Genomic DNA, 19,700 nt, shown 5'->3' with positions numbered 1-19,700 from the left:
GTGAATATCTAGATGATTATCTGGACCTCAAGCGTCTGAAACTGGACGCCAGGTAGGTGACTTGCCCCACATCTGGTCGGCCTCCAACTTGGTGCATGATGGGGGTGAGGTGCCCTCCGGAGTGTGGACACAGGGGTTCATGCCGCGAGTGGGGTTCTATGTTCTATTTGGTGCTGTTGTTCGAACTCGACGGGTGAGAGGTAGCCGAGCGAGCTGTGGCGCCTTCGCCCGTTGTAGTACGTCAGCCACTGGAAGAGTTCCAGTCTGGCCTGGCTGATCGTCGTGAAGAGCCTCTGGTGCATCGTCTCTCTCTTCAGCCCCTGCCAGAAGCTCTCGGCGCGGCGCTGTCGTATCTCGACCCGATGCGGCCCATGCTCCTGCGGATCCCGAAACGGTCGCAGACCTAGGCGAACGTGTTCGAGGTGTATTGGGATCCCCTGTCCGCGTGGAAGATCACCCCGGTCACGCTGCCGCCCCGGGTCGCCACCGCCATCTTCAGTGCGTCGACGACGAGTTCGGTCCGCATGTGGGTGGCCATCGACCAGCCGAGCACCCGGCGTGAGCAGACGTCCAGGACGCAGGCGAGATACAGCCATGTGCCACCGGCCTGCACGTATGTGATGTCGCCGCACCACTTTCGTGGAGCTGCCCGGCATGGAACACGCGGTTCACCAGGTCCGGGGCCTGCGGCGCGAGCCGGTCCGGGACTGTGGTGCGTTTGCGCCGCCGCAGATGGCGGCCCTCGACACTGTTGACGCGCATCAGCTGCTCGACGCGTTTGAGATTGACGGTGTGCCCGAAGCCGCGCAGTTCGGCGTGGATGCGGCGGACTCCGTACGTGCCCTTGTGATCGGCGTGGATCTCGCGGTTCTCCTCGACCAGGGCGTCGTCGGCCGCCCGGCGGGCTCGCCGGGCCTCCGCCCCCGCAAGCCACCGATAGTAGCCCGAGCGCGAGACCTCAAGGACCCGGCATATCCTCTGCACGCCGAAGTCGGCGCGGTGGGCGGAGATGAAGTCCCAGCGACCGGTCATGCCCTCATCTCCTTGGCGAAATACTGGGCCGCCCGGCGCAGGATCTCCCGCTCGAGTTCCCACTCCTTCTCGGCCTTGTGCAACCGGCCGAGTTCGGCCCGGAGCCTCACCAGTTCCTCGTCCCGATCCTCTGCCGTCTCCTCACCGCGGACCTGCCCACGGCCGGCGGCCTCGTCGGCCTGCCGGACCCAACTGCGCAGCGTCTCGCCGGTCACCCCGACGTCCGCGGCGACAGCGACATTTGTCCGCTTCCCTCCCCCACACGGTACAAAGCCACCGCGTCGTTCCTGAACTCCACCGACTTCCGTCCCACCAGAGCGCCCTTGCTCGGACCTACAGGATCCATTTTTGTCAGAGTGTCCACACCACGGGAGTCACCTCAATCCGTCCCGCGGCCCGGGTACTGGACGGTTAGGGTCGGCAGTGACCGGTCAGTTGCCGCAGCCTGTGAGGTATTCATGTCTTCCCCCGTACCGGACAGCCGTGCCGAGTTGGTACAGCATTTTGGCGTCGAGGGGCTGCGGCTGTTCGGACGCGGCAGCTTGCTGGGGGCTCAACTACCGGCTGCGGCATCGGTACTGCTGGAGGAGACCGGGGTGCCGAAGGCTGTCTCGCCGTACTTCCAGGCGCCGGCGGCTGACGAGCCGGTCACTCTCGGGGTCGTGGCCGCTCGTTCGGGTGGGCTGAGGCCGCACTCTTCGTTCGATGCGTGGCCTCGGATAGGGTCCGACGGACTCGCCCAGCTGTGTGTGCGTCCCGATGGTGCCGTCCAGGCAGTTCTGTTCGGTGATGTCGGAGACGACATGTTCGTCAACACGGATGTCTCCACCTTCAACGCGTCACTTCTGGCGCTGGACCGTGCCCTGCCTCTGATCTCGGCGGCTTCGGGCCTGACCGAAGCCGCAGGCGTCTTCCGTAACCTGAGTTCGGAGGTTCGGCTGATCGATGCGGCCGCGTTCGAGGCCCGTGAGGCGTGGTGGCCGCGAGTGCTCGACGACGTCCGGCACACCCTGAACTTTCCCTTCTCCGCCGCGATCGAGTACGTCGATGCAGCCGGCGCCAAACAGGTTGTTACAGAAGCGACGGGGCCTGGGCAGCCGCACCCGGAGGAGATCATCTGGCGGCATTTGTCCGGAGATGGAGTGGAGGCGTCCCAGGTCCGTCGCGTCTACTGCGAGCTTGCCCCCTGCCTGATGCCGGGCCACTACTGTGCGGTGTGGATGCAAGACCTCTTCACGCAGGCCGAGTTCAGCCACAGTTTCGACTACGGGCAGGACGCCGAGTCCCGCGAAGAGGGGATGAAGCAGTTGATCACGCATGCCGCCGAGCAGGCGAGGCGTCGCTGATGCGCTGGGAGCGGCCGCTGGGTGGGCGCGAGCCGGCGGCAGCGGCCCTGCTGGGCTGGCTCGCCGATCCGCACGCTCCGGGTCTGTGTCTGGTTTCCGGATCGCAGGGGTGTGGGAAGTCGGCATTGCTCGCCTGGCTCGTCCGCCACGGAAGCAGGAGCGGAACCCCAGCAGAACGCGCTGTTCACGCCGTTGTTCCTGACGCCGGGCAGAGCGTCCGGGGAACCGTGTGGGCGCTGGCTGACCAGCTCGGTGTCATAGCCCGGTCTCCGGACGAGCTGGTGCACGCACTGGGCCATGACCCGCGCCGCACGGTGATTGTCCTGCCGGATCTGCACGGCGGCACGCTGGTCGATCTTGTCCTGGATCTGATGCGCCTGCCGCATCTTCGTCTGGTGGTGGAATCCCGGTCCGGGGGTACGGCCCATCGCCTTCTGGCCGAGGTCGAGTGCGCCGAAATGGACTTGGACCTGGAGCAGTGGAGGGACAGGGGTCGCTTCGCGCAGGGGCGGGCTTTCCCGCCCGCGGACCAGGGGTCTGGCGGGGTGGCCGGAAGTTGTGCGGTCGTGGATCTCTCCGACCCGGCTGCAGTCTGCTGTGCTGATCCCTGGGAGGTCACCGCCCTCTACGAAGCGGCGGATGGCCAGTCTCACGGGGGGCTTCGGCAGGCGTGGTTGAGAGCTGGGCAGTCGCTCTGTCAGGAGCAGGCGCCGGCTTCCCGGGCTCTGATCCTTCTGACCGCTCTGGGTGACCGTGCCGATCCCGACGTCATATCCGTACTGTCCGAGCTGGCCTCGGACGCGTCCTGGTCCATGGAGTGGAGCCGTGTGCGCGGTGATCTTGCCCCGCCCTGGCCGGGGCCCGTGTCCGCGCTGGCCGTGGGAAAGGGCCCCCTTGGCGGTCGTCTGCTGGTGACCGCAGGCCAAGGCACCGTGCGGGCTGTGGACATGGACGACGCCCGATCACGCGGACGCTTGGCCGTGCACGGTGTTCAACCGGTGTCGGTTTCCGTGCTGGGAGACGGAACCGTGCTGCTGCTCGATGACAGCGGCCACGTACATGCAGACAGCACGTGGGCCTCCCGGGCCGCGGGATCAGGTATCGAGGGGCTGCTCAACGATCAGCCCACGCGGCTCGAACTGCTGATGGCAGCGCTGCAGAGCCACATTGGTACCGCCGTCGCCTCGGCGACGGACGACAGCGTCACCGGGGTTGTGGCGCTCGGAGACGCCTCTGGAACGGTGCGCTCCTTCGGCGACGTGACGGACTCGGCGGAACTGCACAGCGGGCCCGTGAGCGCCCTCTCCGTGCTCAGCGTGCCGCTGGTCGGGGAATCAAGGGCGACCTTCGTCTACAGCGGCGGGGCCGACGGCAGGGTTCGGGCCTGGTCTCCGGGCCACACTCCTATGAGCGCTCCGCTTCTGGAACGGTCCTGCCGTGTGACCGCCCTCGATGCCGCCATGACGGCCGCGGGGCCTGCGCTTGCGGTCGCCTGGGGCGATGGTGCCGTCGACCGGATCCTCTGGGACACAGGTGAGCAGCGAACGTTCCGGCCAGGACCACCCGTCCGGGCTGTTGCGCTCGGTGCCGACGGCCGGGTCGTGATCGGCATGGACGAAGCACTGACCTGCCTGGCCCCCGCCCCCTCACACCCCGCCAGTGAAGGCTCTGGGCAGATGTTCATCTGACTCATTCACGGCGCCCTCACCTGAACGAAGTTGACGGCCAATCAGAGTGCGTCGGAGGGTGGTGTCAATGATCACGCGACGGGGGGACGGGTGGGAAAGCAGCTTCCGGACGATCTGGTCGATGTCCTGGACCTCATCGGCATCGACTGGCCGCAGATAGACGAGGACGAGGTCGAGAGCTCCGCGAAGGACTACCGGCATCTGGCCGAGGGCATCCGGGACGCGGTCAAGGAAGGCAACAACGCCTGCTCGCACATCGTTGCCGGCAAGAGCCGGGGCGAGACCGTCACGGCCATCGACCGGCGCTGGGGCAAGCTCACCACGCGGGACCTGGCAACGTTCGCCAACGGATGCGACGATCTGGCCGACGCCCTGGACGAGTGCGCCGGTCTCATCCTCACCTGCAAGATCGCCATCATCGCCAAACTGTCGGCCACCGCGGCCACCGCCACCGCGGGCGTCGTCGGCATGTTCTTCACCGCCGGGGTCAGCGGCCTGTTGTCCGCCGCCGCAATCGCCGCCGCGCGGTTCATCATCCAGGAAGCCATCGACTACGCAGTCGGCCAGATCACGTCGATCGTCACCGACAAGATCGAGGCAAAAGTCCTCGCGGAGATCGAGAAGCTGTTCTCCGACCGGCTCGGTGGCGGCAGCACCTACGACGTCATGGCTTCCGGTGACGCCGGCATGGCCCAGGACCTGGTCATCGAGTTCGACGAGTTCGACCGTGCCGCCGGCGACTACCGGAAGACCGCCACCAACTTCGACAAGAAGAAAGGCGACTTCAAAGGCGGAGGAGGCACACGAAAGACGTCCGTCAGGAAAGACAGCCGGTTCCACAAGCTCGCCACCGTCATGGACAAAGCCGAAGACGCGGTCGAGAAGAAGGCCGACGAGATGGTCAAGACGCTTGAGGACCACGGCGGCAAGATCGACAAGAGCAAGGGCGACCACAAGGGTCACGACGAAGAACGCAAGCGGGACTTCGACAGATGCAAAGACGATGATGACGAAGTCCCGATGTACTTGCTCAACGCCGACGGTTCCGTCAAGGTCCTACACACCGACGGCTCGACCAGCGACGTTTCCAAGACTGACAAGTCAGGTGTCTGGGGCTTCCTCGAAAAGGACGGCACCGTCTGGCGGCCGGCCCCCCGGGAGAAACACGGCTTCAACCTACCCACCAGCCGCAAAGGCCCCAAGGTCACGTCCACGAAGATCGCCCCCGGGAGCACCGACCTGTCCCGGGCGACGGAAATCGCCCGCTTCGCGAAACAGGACTACCGCGGCACCAATTTCGCCGCCGGCCGCTATATCGACCCGGACTCCAACAAAGAAATCATCCTCGTCGGCGACAGCGAAGGACCGCATTCCGAGCGGACGCTCGGCTACCCACTGCTCAGGCACAACAAGGAGGCCAACCTGAAGGAGGTGTACACGGAGCGGGAACCCTGCCAACTGTCCCCCAAGTGCGACCAGTGGTTAGACCTTCACTTCAAGTCAAAGAATCCAGACCTTGAAGTAACACATGCCAATTCATACGACCAGACAGACAAAAGCTCCAAGAGAGACAATGAACACAGGCTGTACGTGAGAGAATTAGCGAAACGCCACAACGCCCAAGGGCATCCGTAAGAAAGGCCGCCCGTGCTGATCGACATCCAGCCCGAACAAGCCACGCGCACGTTCGGGCTGACAGGCATCACCTACTTCCCGCGCACCAGGGGGGGCCACCTGCACGCGGCAACAGCCCAGTTCCTGTCCACCGTCGGCCTCCCGTCGAACAAGTTCTTCTCCCCCAAGCTCGATCTCGACGACCCCACACGCCTCGAATGCCGACCATCCCTCAAGACAATGTTCGACGCCGATGGCACACCCTGCCCGGCCGAGGCCGAAAACTGGGAAATCCTCGGCGAGTTCCAGTACGCAACAGTCGCCATCGACCCGGAGTCCGGGAAGATCTACTCCTTCGGCGAAGGGGAAGAATTCGCCGTCCCCATGCACGGCGACGCTTCCTCCCTCGTGCATGCGCTCGTCACCCTGGAGATCAGTCTCACTGAGCTCAAGAAGATCGCACCCGATGACGACCCCGCCCGGGAGTTGGCGGTCGACAGCCTTCGCCAGCAGATCCTCAAGTCCGACGCCACCCCGTTCGCCAGCGAGGACGGAGAGTGGAGCAAGCTCCTGGAAGAGATCGGCTTCGGCATGTGGGGATGACCGAGCCCGCGCCAGGCCGACGGAACTGCCCACGAACCCAGGCTCTGAATGGACGACGGTCAGGAACCGGTCGTTCTGGACGGCGGGGAGGACACCACCGCAGAATGGCAGTCCAGAACGCACACGGTCCCTTGGCTGCTGACCCCTGACTGATCTCCCGCTCGCATCAATCCGAGGAGACGCTCGCGCGGAGATCACATCGAGTCCTTGGGGAAGTTGCACTTGCCGCACGACTCACCTCTGCTTGCGCGGAGAGCACTGGAGGTCGAGCGCCTCCCGCTCCTGCTGCTGCGGCTCACCTCCGCTCGCGCGGAGAGCACTCCAGGCAGCAACCGCGGCCCGACTTGCGGACCGGCTCACCTCCGCTCGCGGAGAGCACGGCCGGAGGCTCGGCCGCCGTCGCCGCCGTCGCGGTTCACCTCCGCTCGAGCGGAGGTGAGCCGGCATCTGCTGGGCCGTCAGAATGAGGATGCCGGTGCTCTCCGCGCGAGCGGAGGTGAACCGGAGTGGAAGATGGCGTGGATCGACGGCATCACGTGTCTCTCCGCGCGGAGCGGAGGTGAGTCGGCGGTAGCCGGGACTCTGCATCAGGGGGCCAGCGGGGCAGGAGAGACGTTTAGGGCGAGGCGGATGACGCTGCGGGCGCCAGTTCCGAGCCAGGACATGATGGTTTCCGGCCTCGGATGGCGGCTGACAGGGATTCGGCGGCGCAGAAGTGGAACTGATGCGCGTGTGCGGACACTTGTTGCTGTGGACATCCCATTGCATGAACGGGTCCGATCTGGTGATCGGGCGGCGTTCGCCGAGATTTTTGACGAGCATGCGCGCGTCGTCTATGCCCACGCGATCCGCACGACGGGTGACTGGGCCCTGTCCGAAGACGTCATGTCGCTCACCTTTCTGGAGGCCTGGCGGCTTCGGGACAAGCTGCGGGGAGAGGTCAGGAGCGTCCGGCCGTGGCTGCTGGGCATTGCGACCAATGTGATGCGCAACATCGCACGGGCTGCACGTCGGCATCGGGATGCGATGTCCCGTCTGCCGCCGCCGGAAGTGATGCCTGACTTCTCGAACGAGGTGGTCGGGCAGATGAACGACGCTCGGCGGCTTGCCGCTGCGGCGAGAGCGCTTCAACGCCTGAAGCGGAGTGAGCGCGAGGTCTTCTCGCTGGTCGTCTGGTCCGACCTGGGGTATGCGGCGACTGCTGAGGCGCTGGGGATTCCTGTGGGCACCGTGCGCTCCCGGCTCTCACGAGCACGGCAGAAACTGCGCGTGCTGGTTGAGGAGGAACTTGCCGTGGACCCCCGTACTGCGGAACTGCGGACCGGTAGCGGACACATGTCACAGAGCGGAGTGAACGCGACCCGCACAGGACACAGGAGGAGTACAGGATGAATCCGCAGCAGCAGGAGCAATCCGAGCGTGAGCAGGCGAGCCGGACGCTGCCTCCGCCTCCCGCTCCGGAGCCGGCACCCGGGCGAGTCGCAGCTCGTCGCGTGCACTTCCTGAGCGAGATTGACCGGCAGACACCGGCCCGCTCCTACCGCCCGATGCTGCGGCCGGGAAAGCGCTGGGGCCTGGCGCTGGGTACTGCAGTGGCTGCCGCAGCCTCCATTGCCGTTCTCAGCCTCGGCTCTGGATCCCCCGCCGCTCCCGCCAAGGTGCCACCGGCCTCTGCAGCGTCGGTCCAACTGCTGGAGAGAGCGGCTCTGGTGGCTGCTGCGACGCCGCAGACGAAAGCCCGCGCAGGGCAGTACACGTACATCAAGACGGTCGGCCATACGTCTGTACTGTCCGAAACGAAAACTGGCGAGATGGCACTCCTCCGCCAGGACGAGGGCATGGAGCAGTGGACCTCGGTGGACGGCAGCGCGCAAACGCTGCAGCGCAAGAATGGCAGCGACACCCTGCTTCCGGGAAACCCGGGTCAAGGCAATCTGAACTCTCCGACCTACAACCTCCTGGACGGCCTGCCGACCGATCCCGAAGCCCTACTGAAACGCATCAGCGATGACGCCGAGGAAAACCACGGTGCCGGTTCCGAGTCCACGACCGGACCGCACCAGGAAGCTTTCGTCACCATCGGAGACCTTCTGCGCAACGGTGGGACTCCCCCCGACACCACTGCTGCTCTCTACCGTGCCGCTGCTCTCATTCCCGGCGTCGACGTCGTCCCCGACGCCGTGGACGCAGCAGGCCGGCACGGGGTCGCTGTGGCCAGGACACACGACGGCGAACGCATCGAGTGGATCTTCGACGAGAGCACCGTCCGCCTTCTGGGCGAACGCACGGTGCTCGTGGAAGACAACGCCTGGGGTAAGGCTGGCACCGTCGTCACCTCCGTTGCCCTCATCGACTCCGGAATTGTCGACGAGGCTGGGCAGACCGACTAAGGGCGAGCCCTTTCGCGGAACAGCGCTGTACACCCATGCCCTCGCCCCCGCAAGGTCGAACATCCGGACGATTTCGATCGAAAACTCGACGCACCCGACCCCGTCCGCCCCATGACCCCTACGCATGCTGTGGGATCACTGTGACTCAACAACACATCACCACCACAGGAGCACCACATGCACCGCATGCGTATCCTCGTTCCGCTTCTTGCTCTGTGTGCCTTAGCCGTGGGCGTGGCACCGACCGCAGCCGCGGAACCGCTCCCGTCCGGCGTCCCCGAGGTCGGCCTTGCCACGCCGGCGGAAGAGGCCCTGCTACAGCAGCAGCTTGCCGAGGCCATGCCTGTGATTGCTACCTACAAAGGAAAGAAGATCGATCTGGCCGATGGGTGGCAAGGTGCGCAAGCTTGTTCCGAAGTAGCGACCGGTGAGGTCTATTGCTACGACAGTGCAGAAGAAGCTGACCAGGCGCTCGCTTCCATCGCCCCTGCAGCCGGAGGAACCCCCGAAGGCGGCGCGGCCTCAGCAAAGGGCAGCGGCGATTTCGGTCCCACAGCCATCGGGGACTGCCTCTACCGGTGGGTCTGTCTCTGGGAGCACTCGAACTTCACGGGGCGGCGGCTTCAGTGGCAGGCGGGAGGTACGAAGCAGCTCTCGACCTGGGACTTCCGGGACAAGGCCAGTGCCGCCTGCGTGAACCGTGATCAGGGTGGTCTTCTGGCTTATGACGCCAGGACGGCGCAGCCCGATCCGTACATGGCCCTGGGTGTCGGCTACTGCTACAAGTTCACCGACTCCAGCTACCCCTACGGTGGCACCTTCAACGACAAGGTCGACTACATCAAAATGTAGCCGCCCGGGAGTGACATAGCCCCCGATGACGGCGGTTTTTGAGGTACCGACACATGGGGGCGTGTTCTGCCCTTCCTGGCTGTGATCCCAGTTGATCCCAGCCGGGGACCCGGCTATCCGGTCGGCCATCTGGGGCGCCCTGTTCAGCAACTAAGGGCTTGCAGGGAATTAACCTGCTGTCGAACACCCGGCCTGAGCTGTGGTGTCAAGACTGGCAACACGCAACTTATTTTTCTGCAAGCCCTAAGGGTTGTCCCGTAAGTTGCGGGCGCCCGCGATCCGGTGGTCAGCCGAAGATGATCTCAACGTCTTTGTCCAGGCAGAACTTCATGACGGTGACCAGTTGGCGGGTGTCATCGATGCGTCGTTCGAGAGCGGGGTCGCTGCCATCGTGGCGCCGCTCATCGATGATGGCTTCCAGCCGGGGCAGCATGGCCGCGCATTGAGCGGGCGTGAGGTCCGGACCATTGTCATCTGGATGGTCGAGTAGTGGTGTCAGCGTTGTGGAGACGCTGCTCCACGGGCGGTCTCCGTCGAAGCCGTGCATCTCGGAGAGGGTGAACCCCTCGGCCTGGGCCAGCCAGAGTAATGCTGCGCCCCAGAGCCTGGGGCGCAGCAAGTTGGGAGCTGCCATTAGTTGCAGGCACCTATCTTGAGGTAGTTGTCGACTACCACCGTGCTTCCGGCCTTCATGTACGAGTACACCTGGCCGCAGTAGCCCTTGTTCTGGTAGACGGGTCCCGCGTAGGTGCTGTACGTGCCGAAGTCTTCAACGTCGGGGGTGGCGGTGTAGTTGTCCTTCAGGCGGATGCCCATGGAGCGTGCGACGCCGGTGTCGTTGAAGAACACAGCACAGATCGGGGCGTCCTGTCCACCGGCCCGTCCGCCGGAGCCGTCGCCTGCCTGGGAGTACTGCTTAGGTTCCCTTACTGATTCCTTGGTCACTGCTCCCGCCACGCCGAGTAGTTTGCCGAGCACCCGGACAGCGCCTGATGTCAAGCCTGAACCGTCGCCATCTATCAGCTACTTGGGGAAAACAAAGGTTGTCACGCTCGGCGCCACCGAGATACGGGCCACTCGTAACGCACTCGGCATTAATGTCGCCTGCAACACAACCAACACCACTGACTCGAATCGCAACATCAGAGTCACAGTTAGCGTCGGCAACGGAACGGACTGGGTGCAAGTCAACAACTTTGAATTTCAACAAGTAGCGCCAGGTCAGATCGGCAGAGAATCCGTACTCATGGGCGCTTCCTATGAAGGCAACCTGCCGGACGACCCGAAAATCTACATCGATTCAGTCATGTACTACTGATGGACCAGGTTCCCCACTGGTACTTGCTGAGCGGCTCACCATGTCGACCATGGTAACGAGCGAACATTATTTTCACTCAATGTTAGGGAAGGTGGGTTATCGTGGCTGATGCGAAGGTCCTCGAGGGTCAGAAGTGGGTCAATGCCACTTATGCCGGCGTGTCGGGGTACGTCAAGTGCCCGGAAAACGGTCAGACCAGCTGGGCTACCATGAACTCACTGATCATGGGCCTACAGCATGAGCTGGGGATTAGTCCTGTCGTTGCCTCGTTCGGAGCAACGACAATGAGTAAGCTCGAGGCGCTCAAGGGCATCACGGACGGAGAAAACCAGCCTAACAAAAATATTCCCTACATCGTTCGCTACGGCTTGTTCTGCAAAGGCTACTGGGGCGAAGCCGGGGACACGTTCAACGCCGACGCGCTTGAGTCGATGAAGAAGAACATGGGTATATGGCAAGAGGGCCAGGGGGCTTGGAACCGCATGGTTCAGGCCAAGGTTTTCAAGGCCCTTCTCACCATGGATGCCTACGTTGTGGTCGCAGGCGGAACTGACAAGATCCGCGGAATTCAGCAATGGCTAAACGGCCTGTACTGGGAAAAGTCAGCCTACTCAATTGGCCCGTGTGACGGCCTGTATTCGCGAGACGTGCAAAAATCCCTGGTGATTGCCCTGCAGTATGAAATGGGCATCGCGTCACCGAATGGCAACTTCGGTCCTGGCACCCAGGACGCCTTGAGGAACCATACGCTCACCGAGGGTGCCACCGGAATCATGGTGCGACTGTTCACTGCTGCCTGCGTGTTCAATGAACCGGTACCGGTCGGGGAGTTTGCGGAACGTACCACCTTTACCTCTACTTTCGACGCAGCCACCACCAGGTACGTGAAACTGTTCCAGAAGTTTTCCTACCTAGAGGATTCCGGCAAGGGCGACTATGACACTTGGTGCCAGTTGCTCGTATCCATGGGAAATCCCGACCGTCAGGTGTTCGGCTCCGATACCCGGTTCGTCATCAATGCCGACCGCGCCACCTGGCTAAAGAACCACGACTACCAGATCGTCGGCCGGTATCTATACAGCCCGGATCCCAACTTCGAAAAGGAGATCAAGCCCGGCGAGCTTGAAGTTATTCTCGATGCTGGCCTGAGATTCTTCCCGATTATGCAGGTCCACGGCCGGGACGCGACTGAGTACACGTACACCACTGGTTTCCAGCACGCTTTGATAGCCCATGAGAAGGCGACGACGTTCGGCGTTCCACGTGGGTCGGTCATCTACTTCGCGGTGGACTACGATGCCACCCAGGACCAGATGGACTACATCGTGAGGTATTTCAACGGCGTGGTCGCCGGCCTTGCAGATCGCGGAAAAAAGTACGTCCATGGCGTGTACGGGTCGAGGAACGTGTGCATCAACGTCACCAACAAGACCTATGCTCGGTACTCATTCGTTTCGGGTATGTCCTGGGGCTTCTCCGGGAATCTCGGCTTTCCCCTCCCGGCGAACTGGTCGCTGAACCAGATCAAGGAGATCTCCGGCATCGAGATCGGCGGCGCCGGGGGAAAAATCGACCTGGATAACACCGTATGGCGACTGCATGACGACGGCGGAGACCCCGGCGTGTCCTCCTTGGCCACCGCTGCCTCCCCGGCGGCAGATTTTATATCCTATATTGACCAACTGTATGCCACCGCTCAGGACTACAAGGCTGCCAACTCCACCCACCGCAGTGCATCCCAATTGGTGATGGAGTTCGTCCGCCACGAAGATTACGGCGGGGCGGACTGGGGCTATCTGATCGGCCCCTACGACCGGGATTGGGTCGCCTACGCCAAGAGTAAGGGCCACAAGATAAAAAAGGATTTCATCGATCCGAACTCGGGCTATGAAATGGGCCCCGAGCACTTGCTGGCCACCGCTAACGGCCACTTGCTCTTTACTCAACCCGCGAACGTGAAGTCCGTGAACGCTGGGGACATCGCCGGGTGGGTCGGCGATCTCATGACCTTCTACGCTAACTGGCGCAACGACGAGCAGCAGTATGCATCCGGCAAGGCATACTGTGACGCAAAGCTCGCCAAGCCGGGCGTGGCCTCTTCCTTCTCCTTCAAGGACCTACTCGAAGACGCCGACGGCTACCTGATTGCCCGCGCCTGCACTGCCGGGACCCCGATTAACCAGATCGTGCGTGAGCACTACGGCGACGGCGGTGGCCACCGCACCCGGTTCACCCAATATTTCTCCAAGCGGTTTTTCACCGCAGCAGATTGCAAGGACCAGGCGTACAACGCTCTGACGATGGAGAACGAGACCTACAACGTGGCGCGCGGCGCGCTGATCCTGGCAACGGGGGCGCAGTCTCCGACAGTACTTGCGAACCTTCCTGGCGGGTTTGATAAACTGCAGAGCTTCTGCCAGGGGTTTGTCGACGCGATCGTCGCAAGGGTTGGTGCCGAGTCCTAATGTTCCTCCTCGTCTTCGCAGCTCTCGGCCCGGCCATCCTGGCAGGACTGATGCTGCGTCGCAGCATTAGATCGCGATGGTACGAGCAGCCTATTGAGCTCATTGGTGCCGCCGCAGCAGCCGGCGGTTTCGCGGTCGTGGTATGGGGGGTCGGCGTCTTCGCCGGCGGGCTGGACGATCGCGAGACCTGCCAGCTTACCCACCACACCACCTACGACCAAGCGTGGCGTGAACGCACGGGAGCAAACGGCCAGTCGTTTTTCCCGTTGGCCAACGCATGCAACGAGCACATCAGCCTGGTTCCCGCATGGGTGAACCCAACGATCACCGTTCTCGCTGCCTTCACCATCAGCGCTCTCGCCCTTGCTCTGTTCCGAATCGTTTATGCGATTTTCCACAGAAAGGAGCTGGTCTCCTCATGATCGGTATAACCAGCCGTAGAAGTTTGCTCGGAGTAGGCGCAGCTACCGCTGCCGGCCTCGCTCTCGCCACCACCGGGAGCCCCGCGCAGGCATCTGCCCGGCCGAAGCCACTGCCGAAGGCCAAGCAAGTAGAGCTACCGGAAGGCAAGGAATGGATCGGACGGAAGTCTGCAAACGGATGGGACATCCCAGCCGAGGCCACCAAGTACCAGGTGCAGGGCGCATCGAAGCTCACCGTTAGCCTTGCAGCGGGCCCCGCTGCAACCGTGCTGCTGTACGTAGTCCGCCGCTATGCCTACGAGATCGACATGCTCCGGCCCGAGGAACTGACAGGGCACACCACGGACCGTACAGTGGGTGCAGCTTTCGAATCGAATTACCTGTCGGGGACAGCCGTAGCGATTCAGTCAGCGCTCTACCCGCTGGGAGGTACGGCAGTTAACGGCATGAGCGAGCTTGCAGTGACAGTGGTAGAGGACATTCTTGCCGACGTGGGCGAAGTCGTAGCCTGGGGCGGAGAGCTAGACCCGCTCAAACAGTCCCATTTCCATATAGCCACCCCCCCAGGCGATCGGCGCCTTGAAGCGTTGGCTGACCGCATCGGCGAATGGAACACCCGTCCCGGAAAGGGCGCTGGCTGCATCGACGCCTTCACCCACTCCCGAATCTCTCGTTCTCGAGCGGCAAAGAACGCACGCTGAAAACTGAGCCTTTTCCAACCTGATGGCGCTGGCCGCGTGTTGGTCGGATCTGCGGAACGACGAAGCTCCTGGTAGACGGGTTCACGACCAAGATCCACCGCCCGCCAGGAGCTTCGTGTGCTTGTCTACCCGTCATCGATCGACCTGTCCAGTCGCTCCCTGCGGTGCCTGCCCGGACGACTCGCTGCACGGCGAGGGGAGAGCGGGACCGGGTGGCGGTGTCTGACCGCCGGCCGTCATGCTCTCCTCGCCCTGGCCCATCTGCGGTGCGGTGACACCTACGCCCAGCTCGCGCCGGATTCGGTATCCGCATCGCGACGCATAACGCTCCATACGCGAAGCCGTCGACGTACTGGCCGCGCTCGCGCCCACCGTGGCCGAGGCGATGCGCATCGCGCGGACCAAGGCGTTCCTGATCCTGGACGGCACCCTGCTGCCGATCGACCGGATCGCCGCCGGCACCCCGTACTACTTGGGCAAACACAAGCGCCACGGCATGAACGTCCAGGTCCTCGCCGACCCGATCGGCCGCCTGCTGTGGGCCTCGCCCGCGCTGCCCGGCTCTACCCACTACTTGACCGCCGCCCGCGCCCACGGCATCGTCGAAGCACTCGCCAACGCCGGCCTCAAGTGCTGGGCCGACAAGGCATACCAAGGCGCCGGCGGTTCCATCCGGGTGCTCTTCCGCGGTCAGCGCCTCAAGCGGTGGCAGCACCACCACAACAGCACACACGCCAAGACCCTCTGCCTCAGCGAGCAGGCCATGGCCACCCTGAAGGGCTGGCGTCTCCTGCGGAAGCTCCGCTGCAGCACCAACCGCATCACCGCGATCGTCCAGGCCGTCCTCGTTCTTCACCACACGCCAGCGTGAGGTTGGAGAGGCCAGTACCGCGCCCCAGGCCGACCTCACCGCGACGCCTAGGGCTCTGACCTGCCCGAACTCCTGGACGCTGCAACGTCCGACGACATCGGTACCGAGAACCCGTTCCGGTAGAACGCGGGGTCGTATACCCGACGATCCCCGGTTACCGAAACCGGGGATCGTCCGGATGCTTGTTCCTCCCACCGCCTCCCCGCGCACCTCGTGGAAGGAACCTCCTGCTGTGCCCGTCTCCCGCCACCCGCATGCCCCAGGTGACATCGTCACCCCCGAACGCGACATCACCCACGCCCACTTCCGGCCCGGCGACCAGGTCGTGATCCTCAAGGGCGTCGCCGGAAGCGAACTGTGGGGCGATGCTTACAAGGTCGTCACCCCCTCGTGGCACACCCCGACCGACGAGGACGGCTGGCGCCTGTTCGACCCGTCCGGAGGTGAGCGCACCTACATCACCTCGCACCCGCGCTACCTCGTCCACCTCTCCAGCCGGTGCCCCGACTGCCTCATCTACCAGCAAGCCCTGCGCACGTACCTGGTACCGCGCCTGGCCGGCGCCGACGAGGACATCGACTGCGGCTGGTACTCGGTCACCCACCTCAACCAGGTGGTGCACGTCGCCGACGCCCGGGGTGGTAAGTGACACACGCACTCGACTCGGAGCGCACCGCAGCCCTGACTGGTGCGGCTTCAGTGGCCATCGAGGCGATCACCGGGAGCGAGTGGCCGACGCTGCTCGCCGAGGCTCTGCGCGAGATAGAGGCGACGTGGCAGGAGTCGGCCGAAGTGTGCGCCGACATCGCCTGGCAGGCCCGCGCAGCCCAAAATAGCGCGCTGGTCGTACTCCACCCCGAGCACGTCACCGCCGCCGGCCCGGACCCGGTGATTCGGCGGACGTACCGGCACCTCTACCTCAGCACTTTGCGCTACGACTTCCGCTGCCGCGACATCGAGGACCTCATGAACAAGGTGCCGGTGAGCGTGCTGAACGAAGACCCGTACAGCGAAGCCCTCTACGGCTTCTCACGGTTGGGGCAGTCACGCTCCGACGGCCTCGCCGTCATGCACCGGGTCCTCGTTGCCGCACCCGGCCACCCCAAGACCCTGCACGTCCTGCTGCACGGTGTGTGGCTGGGCACCTTCCTTCCCGGCCGAGCGCCCATGCTGCTGATGCTGGTGGGGCTGCTCCCCGAGGGCGGACTCGACGATCCGATCGCACTGTTCCGCATGGCCTCGGCCCGGCGCGCCCTGGGCCACTATCCCGAGGCCCTCACCGCCATCGACCACGCCGTGGAGCTGCTGGCGCCCGGCGAACTGGCAGTTCACGCCGACCTGGTACGCGAACGCCTCCTCATCACCGCCGCACACGACCTGACCCGCCTCATCCACAACCGTCCGGACCCCACCCCATGATCATCCGCGTCAACCCGCGCGACCTCAGCCCCAACGAGCCGCTCGCCGAAGCCCTCGGCCGCCCAGTCAGCGGCCAGGAGGGCCCGACCGACCACACGGTGGTCGGCCACTGGCCGGGGCTGGACTACTACACCCCCTTCGACGAACAGCAGATCTGGACGTGCACCGAGTGGGCCGAGCACCTGGACGCCCCCACCTGGCAGCGCTCCTTCCCCGCCAACCCGAACGACGACCACCGCACCATCTGGCACGCGGACGTGCGCCTGGCCCCCGACGACCGCGACCTCACCGGACCGGAGTGGTCCGAGATCGCCCACCGGATCGCCCGCACCGCCGGCATCCAGCGCCCCGGAGACGAACAGGGCTGCCGCTGGATCGCCGTGCAGGCGCAGCCCGGCCGCCTCGATCTGCTCGCCAACCTCATCCGGTCGGACGGCACATGGACCGCACAGCCGCATCGGCTTCTCGCGCTCCTGACCGCTGAGGGCCGACGCATCGAGGCTGAGCTGGGCCTCATTTCGCCCCGGGCCGGAGGCCCTGACCTGGATTCAGCCGCCCGGTTCGCCCGGCGCGCCACCCCGCAGGCCGACATTGCTGACGCCACCACGCAACTCGCCGGGCTGCTGAGGCAACTCGCCGACGAGAACACCGGGCCGCTGTCCACCGTCCGCGGCCTCGTCGAGCACGCGGCTCATCGCCTCGGCCGCCTCCCACACGCTCACGCCCAAGACACCGCACACCAACTGGAATTGATCGCACGCCGCCTCCACGGCATCCAGCAGGACCTCGACGCCACCGCCGCCGCCCTGCCCACCGCCCCAGTGGCCCCGGCGCGACCGACACCCCCGCCGTACCGGGCCCCGGCAGCCCCCGCCCCGCCCGGCGCCCGCCTTGCCCGCTGACCCGCCAGAAAGAACCACCACTTGGCCCTTGCCGATCGCTCCCTGACCCTGCGGCGCGCCTGCGCCGCCGAGGTCGGACGGGACGAACGCGAAGCATCCGCCGTCTGCGCCTGCCCGCCTCATCCACCGCGCCTGGCCACCAGCCCTGTCGCACCGCCGACCGCACCTGCCCCCGCAGCACGCCCCCGGCACTGAGCCCGCTCCCCTTCCTTGTCTGAGGAGACCATGCACGACCCCACCCCCGACACCGGTCTCGGCTCGTTCGCTGCCGTCCTGGCCGACGAACTGCCCGGCGACTGGACCAGCACGTACCACCCGGACCGTGGCGGCCTCAACGTCCATCACGTCCTCACCAACCGCGTGTGGGACATGAATGACGTAGCCGATGCCCTGGCCAAACGCAATGTGGACCACTGCGCCGTCCTGCACCGGCATGACGGCACCCGCCTCTTCGTCGCCGAGCAGCCAGGACGCGGCGAGGGATACCTCATCGCCGCCATGGCCCCGGACGACGCACCGGAGGAGGCATTCCGCGGCGTACGCGAGCCCGACGGTCTCGCGGTCGACGCCGATCCGTTCAGCGCCGCCGAGGACGTCACCGTCGACCTGCTGCCCCGGTACTACGTAGCGCTCGCCCAGGTGCGCGGCGACGCCGACCGGCTGGCGATGCCGCAGGCCGACCCGCAGCGCGTCGTTATGACCTGGTCTGACGGCTCGCTCGTCGTCGACAAGCCCGACCGCGCCGACATCGCTCGGGCCCTGACGGACAACGGCTTCACCTTCGACCCGGACCGCGACGTCCTCGTCCTGTCCGGTGACGACATCGCCCACCAGGCCGCCTCCGCACGAGCCGCCGGAACCCGCCTGGATGAACTGGGCATCGGCGTCGTCCTGCGGCACCCGCAGGCCCGGCCGGCACTGGGCACCGCCTCGGTCGCGCCGCCGACCCCGACGGTCGCCGCACCGCACCGAAGCCGATGACGCACCGCGACGACGAACCAACCTTCTTCGCCCTGGACTACGTCACCATCACCCGCGATCCCGGAACCCAGCTGGTCGTCGCGATCGGCGGCGACCCCCGTGCGGCGGGCATCCTGCAGACCACGGGAGGTTTCCACTCAGCCCCGAGCGCCGGCCGCGACTACCACCGCCCCCGCACCACATGCCGGTCGAGCACCAGCGCCATGGCGCCACGGCCGCAGCCCACGCCCTGCTTCTCGCCGGGTACAGCGTCCATCTCGCCCCCTCCCTGAACACCCTGACCGCTCCGGACGGCGACCGGCAGGCCGCCCGCCGCTACCTCGACCGACTCGCCGAGCGCGCCCGTGCCGCCGAGACCGAGCAGGACTTCGCCGACGTCTTGGCCGAGATCGCCGCCCCGGAGGTAGGGCTGCTCCCGCAGCTGGTGCAGTCCCTGATCTCCACGTGGGCGACATGGGGCGAGCGCCGCCGCGAAGCCGGCCTTGATGAAGAACCCGCGGACCAGCTGATGGAGATCACCAGCAACCTGTCCAACCACGCCTGGCGGATCACTCAGATCCGTAACCAGGCCGCCCGGCACACCTCGCCGGCCGCCGTTTCCGGAAAGGCCGTCCCGCCTCCAGCCCCTCGGCCGCGCCGTCTGCGCGACGGCGATAGCCCCGACTCGTAGGAGCCACCCTCACGGTGGGAAACCGTGCCGACGACGAAGGCACCGACGTCACGATCTACCGCAAGGCCCTGACCGACACCGTCCACGCCGACACCCCAACCGGCGCGCCCGAACAGCTCCTGGCCCTGCTCGACCGCCTCGGCTTCGAGCGCCAGACTCTGGCCACCGCCGGGTCGGTCTACATCTGGCACGAAGTGCCCGGCCACCTCGACGAAGCCGCGAAGAAGCAGCTCGCCACCCATGCGGTGCCCTGGCTGCGCAAGGCCGGATACATGGTCCACATCACCGATGACGTCTGGGACTCCGCCGCCTACACCGACGCCGCCGCGGCGATACGCAACCAGAACGTCCCGGCACCGCCGCCGGCCGTGGCCGCAGTCCGGACCACCGAGCGTCCGCCAGGCACCCGCCGCCGGTGAGACGACC

19 protein-coding genes and 2 pseudogenes are annotated in these 19,700 nt (G+C 65.2%); 18 read left to right on the top strand and 3 right to left on the bottom strand.

Annotated elements, in window-relative coordinates:
* Positions 1 to 137 precede the first annotated feature (137 nt).
* Positions 138 to 1,345, bottom strand: a pseudogene (locus OG251_RS34900) (IS3 family transposase).
* A 145-nt stretch (positions 1,346 to 1,490) separates the two neighbouring features.
* On the opposite strand from OG251_RS34900, the gene OG251_RS34895 reads away from it, so the two are divergent.
* From OG251_RS34895 to OG251_RS34865, 7 genes are all read left to right on the top strand, one after another.
* Positions 1,491 to 2,378 (top strand): nucleic acid/nucleotide deaminase domain-containing protein, encoded by an 888-nt coding sequence (locus OG251_RS34895; protein WP_326680844.1) that lies wholly within the window; start codon positions 1,491 to 1,493, stop codon positions 2,376 to 2,378.
* The gene (locus OG251_RS34890) at positions 2,378 to 4,066 is read left to right on the top strand and encodes a hypothetical protein (RefSeq protein WP_326680843.1); all 1,689 of its coding nucleotides are present in this window, start codon (positions 2,378 to 2,380) and stop codon (positions 4,064 to 4,066) included. Before OG251_RS34895 ends, OG251_RS34890 begins: the two co-directional genes overlap by 1 nt.
* Positions 4,067 to 4,156: 90 nt before the next feature.
* Positions 4,157 to 5,701 carry a WXG100-like domain-containing protein gene (locus OG251_RS34885; protein ID WP_326680842.1) on the top strand — a complete coding sequence of 515 codons (1,545 nt, stop codon included), beginning with the start codon at positions 4,157 to 4,159 and terminating at the stop codon, positions 5,699 to 5,701.
* A gap of 12 nt (positions 5,702 to 5,713) precedes the next feature.
* Entirely contained in the window at positions 5,714 to 6,283 is a 570-nt protein-coding gene (locus tag OG251_RS34880; protein WP_326680841.1) for an SUKH-4 family immunity protein, read from the top strand.
* Between the two features lie 750 nt (positions 6,284 to 7,033).
* Entirely contained in the window at positions 7,034 to 7,675 is a 642-nt protein-coding gene (locus OG251_RS34875; RefSeq protein ID WP_326680840.1) for an RNA polymerase sigma factor, read from the top strand.
* The gene (locus OG251_RS34870; RefSeq protein ID WP_326680839.1) at positions 7,672 to 8,673 is read left to right on the top strand and encodes a CU044_5270 family protein; all 1,002 of its coding nucleotides are present in this window, start codon (positions 7,672 to 7,674) and stop codon (positions 8,671 to 8,673) included. The genes OG251_RS34875 and OG251_RS34870 overlap by 4 nt, the downstream gene beginning before the upstream one ends.
* A gap of 177 nt (positions 8,674 to 8,850) precedes the next feature.
* Positions 8,851 to 9,525 carry a peptidase inhibitor family I36 protein gene (locus tag OG251_RS34865; RefSeq protein ID WP_326680838.1) on the top strand — a complete coding sequence of 225 codons (675 nt, stop codon included), beginning with the start codon at positions 8,851 to 8,853 and terminating at the stop codon, positions 9,523 to 9,525.
* Between the two features lie 286 nt (positions 9,526 to 9,811).
* Here the strand turns inward: OG251_RS34865 and OG251_RS34860 are convergent, their stop codons facing one another.
* Together OG251_RS34860 and OG251_RS34855 are read right to left on the bottom strand one after the other, a co-directional pair.
* Entirely contained in the window at positions 9,812 to 10,159 is a 348-nt protein-coding gene (locus OG251_RS34860) for a hypothetical protein (RefSeq protein WP_326680837.1), read from the bottom strand.
* Positions 10,159 to 10,524, bottom strand: a complete 366-nt coding sequence (locus OG251_RS34855) for a hypothetical protein (protein ID WP_326680836.1) — start codon at positions 10,522 to 10,524, stop codon at positions 10,159 to 10,161. The genes OG251_RS34860 and OG251_RS34855 overlap by 1 nt, the downstream gene beginning before the upstream one ends.
* Positions 10,525 to 10,552: 28 nt before the next feature.
* Between OG251_RS34855 and OG251_RS34850 the strand changes: the two genes are divergently transcribed.
* The 11 genes and pseudogenes from OG251_RS34850 (at position 10,553) to OG251_RS34800 (ending at position 19,693) form a co-directional block, all read left to right on the top strand.
* A complete protein-coding gene (locus OG251_RS34850) occupies positions 10,553 to 10,843 on the top strand; it encodes a hypothetical protein (RefSeq protein WP_326680835.1) in 291 nt (96 codons plus the stop codon).
* Between the two features lie 101 nt (positions 10,844 to 10,944).
* Positions 10,945 to 13,308 carry a glycoside hydrolase domain-containing protein gene (locus tag OG251_RS34845; RefSeq protein ID WP_326680834.1) on the top strand — a complete coding sequence of 788 codons (2,364 nt, stop codon included), beginning with the start codon at positions 10,945 to 10,947 and terminating at the stop codon, positions 13,306 to 13,308.
* Positions 13,308 to 13,730, top strand: coding sequence for a hypothetical protein (locus OG251_RS34840; protein ID WP_326680833.1), 423 nt, complete (start codon positions 13,308 to 13,310; stop codon positions 13,728 to 13,730). The genes OG251_RS34845 and OG251_RS34840 overlap by 1 nt, the downstream gene beginning before the upstream one ends.
* The gene (locus tag OG251_RS34835) at positions 13,727 to 14,431 is read left to right on the top strand and encodes a hypothetical protein (protein WP_326680832.1); all 705 of its coding nucleotides are present in this window, start codon (positions 13,727 to 13,729) and stop codon (positions 14,429 to 14,431) included. Before OG251_RS34840 ends, OG251_RS34835 begins: the two co-directional genes overlap by 4 nt.
* 117 nt (positions 14,432 to 14,548) lie before the next feature.
* Positions 14,549 to 15,302, top strand: a pseudogene (locus tag OG251_RS34830) (transposase family protein).
* Positions 15,303 to 15,534: 232 nt separating this feature from the next.
* Complete coding sequence (locus tag OG251_RS34825; protein ID WP_124264743.1) at positions 15,535 to 15,951, top strand: hypothetical protein; 417 nt, start codon at positions 15,535 to 15,537, stop codon at positions 15,949 to 15,951.
* Complete coding sequence (locus tag OG251_RS34820) at positions 15,948 to 16,721, top strand: hypothetical protein (RefSeq protein WP_326680831.1); 774 nt, start codon at positions 15,948 to 15,950, stop codon at positions 16,719 to 16,721. The genes OG251_RS34825 and OG251_RS34820 overlap by 4 nt, the downstream gene beginning before the upstream one ends.
* Positions 16,718 to 17,623: a hypothetical protein gene (locus tag OG251_RS34815; RefSeq protein WP_266490120.1), complete on the top strand. Its 906-nt coding sequence runs from the start codon at positions 16,718 to 16,720 to the stop codon at positions 17,621 to 17,623. The genes OG251_RS34820 and OG251_RS34815 overlap by 4 nt, the downstream gene beginning before the upstream one ends.
* Positions 17,624 to 17,848: 225 nt before the next feature.
* On the top strand, positions 17,849 to 18,604 hold the full coding sequence (locus OG251_RS34810) for a hypothetical protein (protein ID WP_326680830.1): 756 nt from the start codon (positions 17,849 to 17,851) through the stop codon (positions 18,602 to 18,604).
* Positions 18,605 to 18,785: 181 nt separating this feature from the next.
* The gene (locus OG251_RS34805; RefSeq protein ID WP_326680829.1) at positions 18,786 to 19,274 is read left to right on the top strand and encodes a hypothetical protein; all 489 of its coding nucleotides are present in this window, start codon (positions 18,786 to 18,788) and stop codon (positions 19,272 to 19,274) included.
* A 14-nt stretch (positions 19,275 to 19,288) separates the two neighbouring features.
* Entirely contained in the window at positions 19,289 to 19,693 is a 405-nt protein-coding gene (locus OG251_RS34800; RefSeq protein WP_326680828.1) for a hypothetical protein, read from the top strand.
* Positions 19,694 to 19,700: the final 7 nt, after the last annotated feature.

Origin of the sequence: Streptomyces sp. NBC_01237 (genome assembly GCF_035917275.1) — a bacterium.
GTDB lineage: Bacteria > Actinomycetota > Actinomycetes > Streptomycetales > Streptomycetaceae > Streptomyces.
This window is presented reverse-complemented; position numbering and strand designations above follow the sequence as displayed.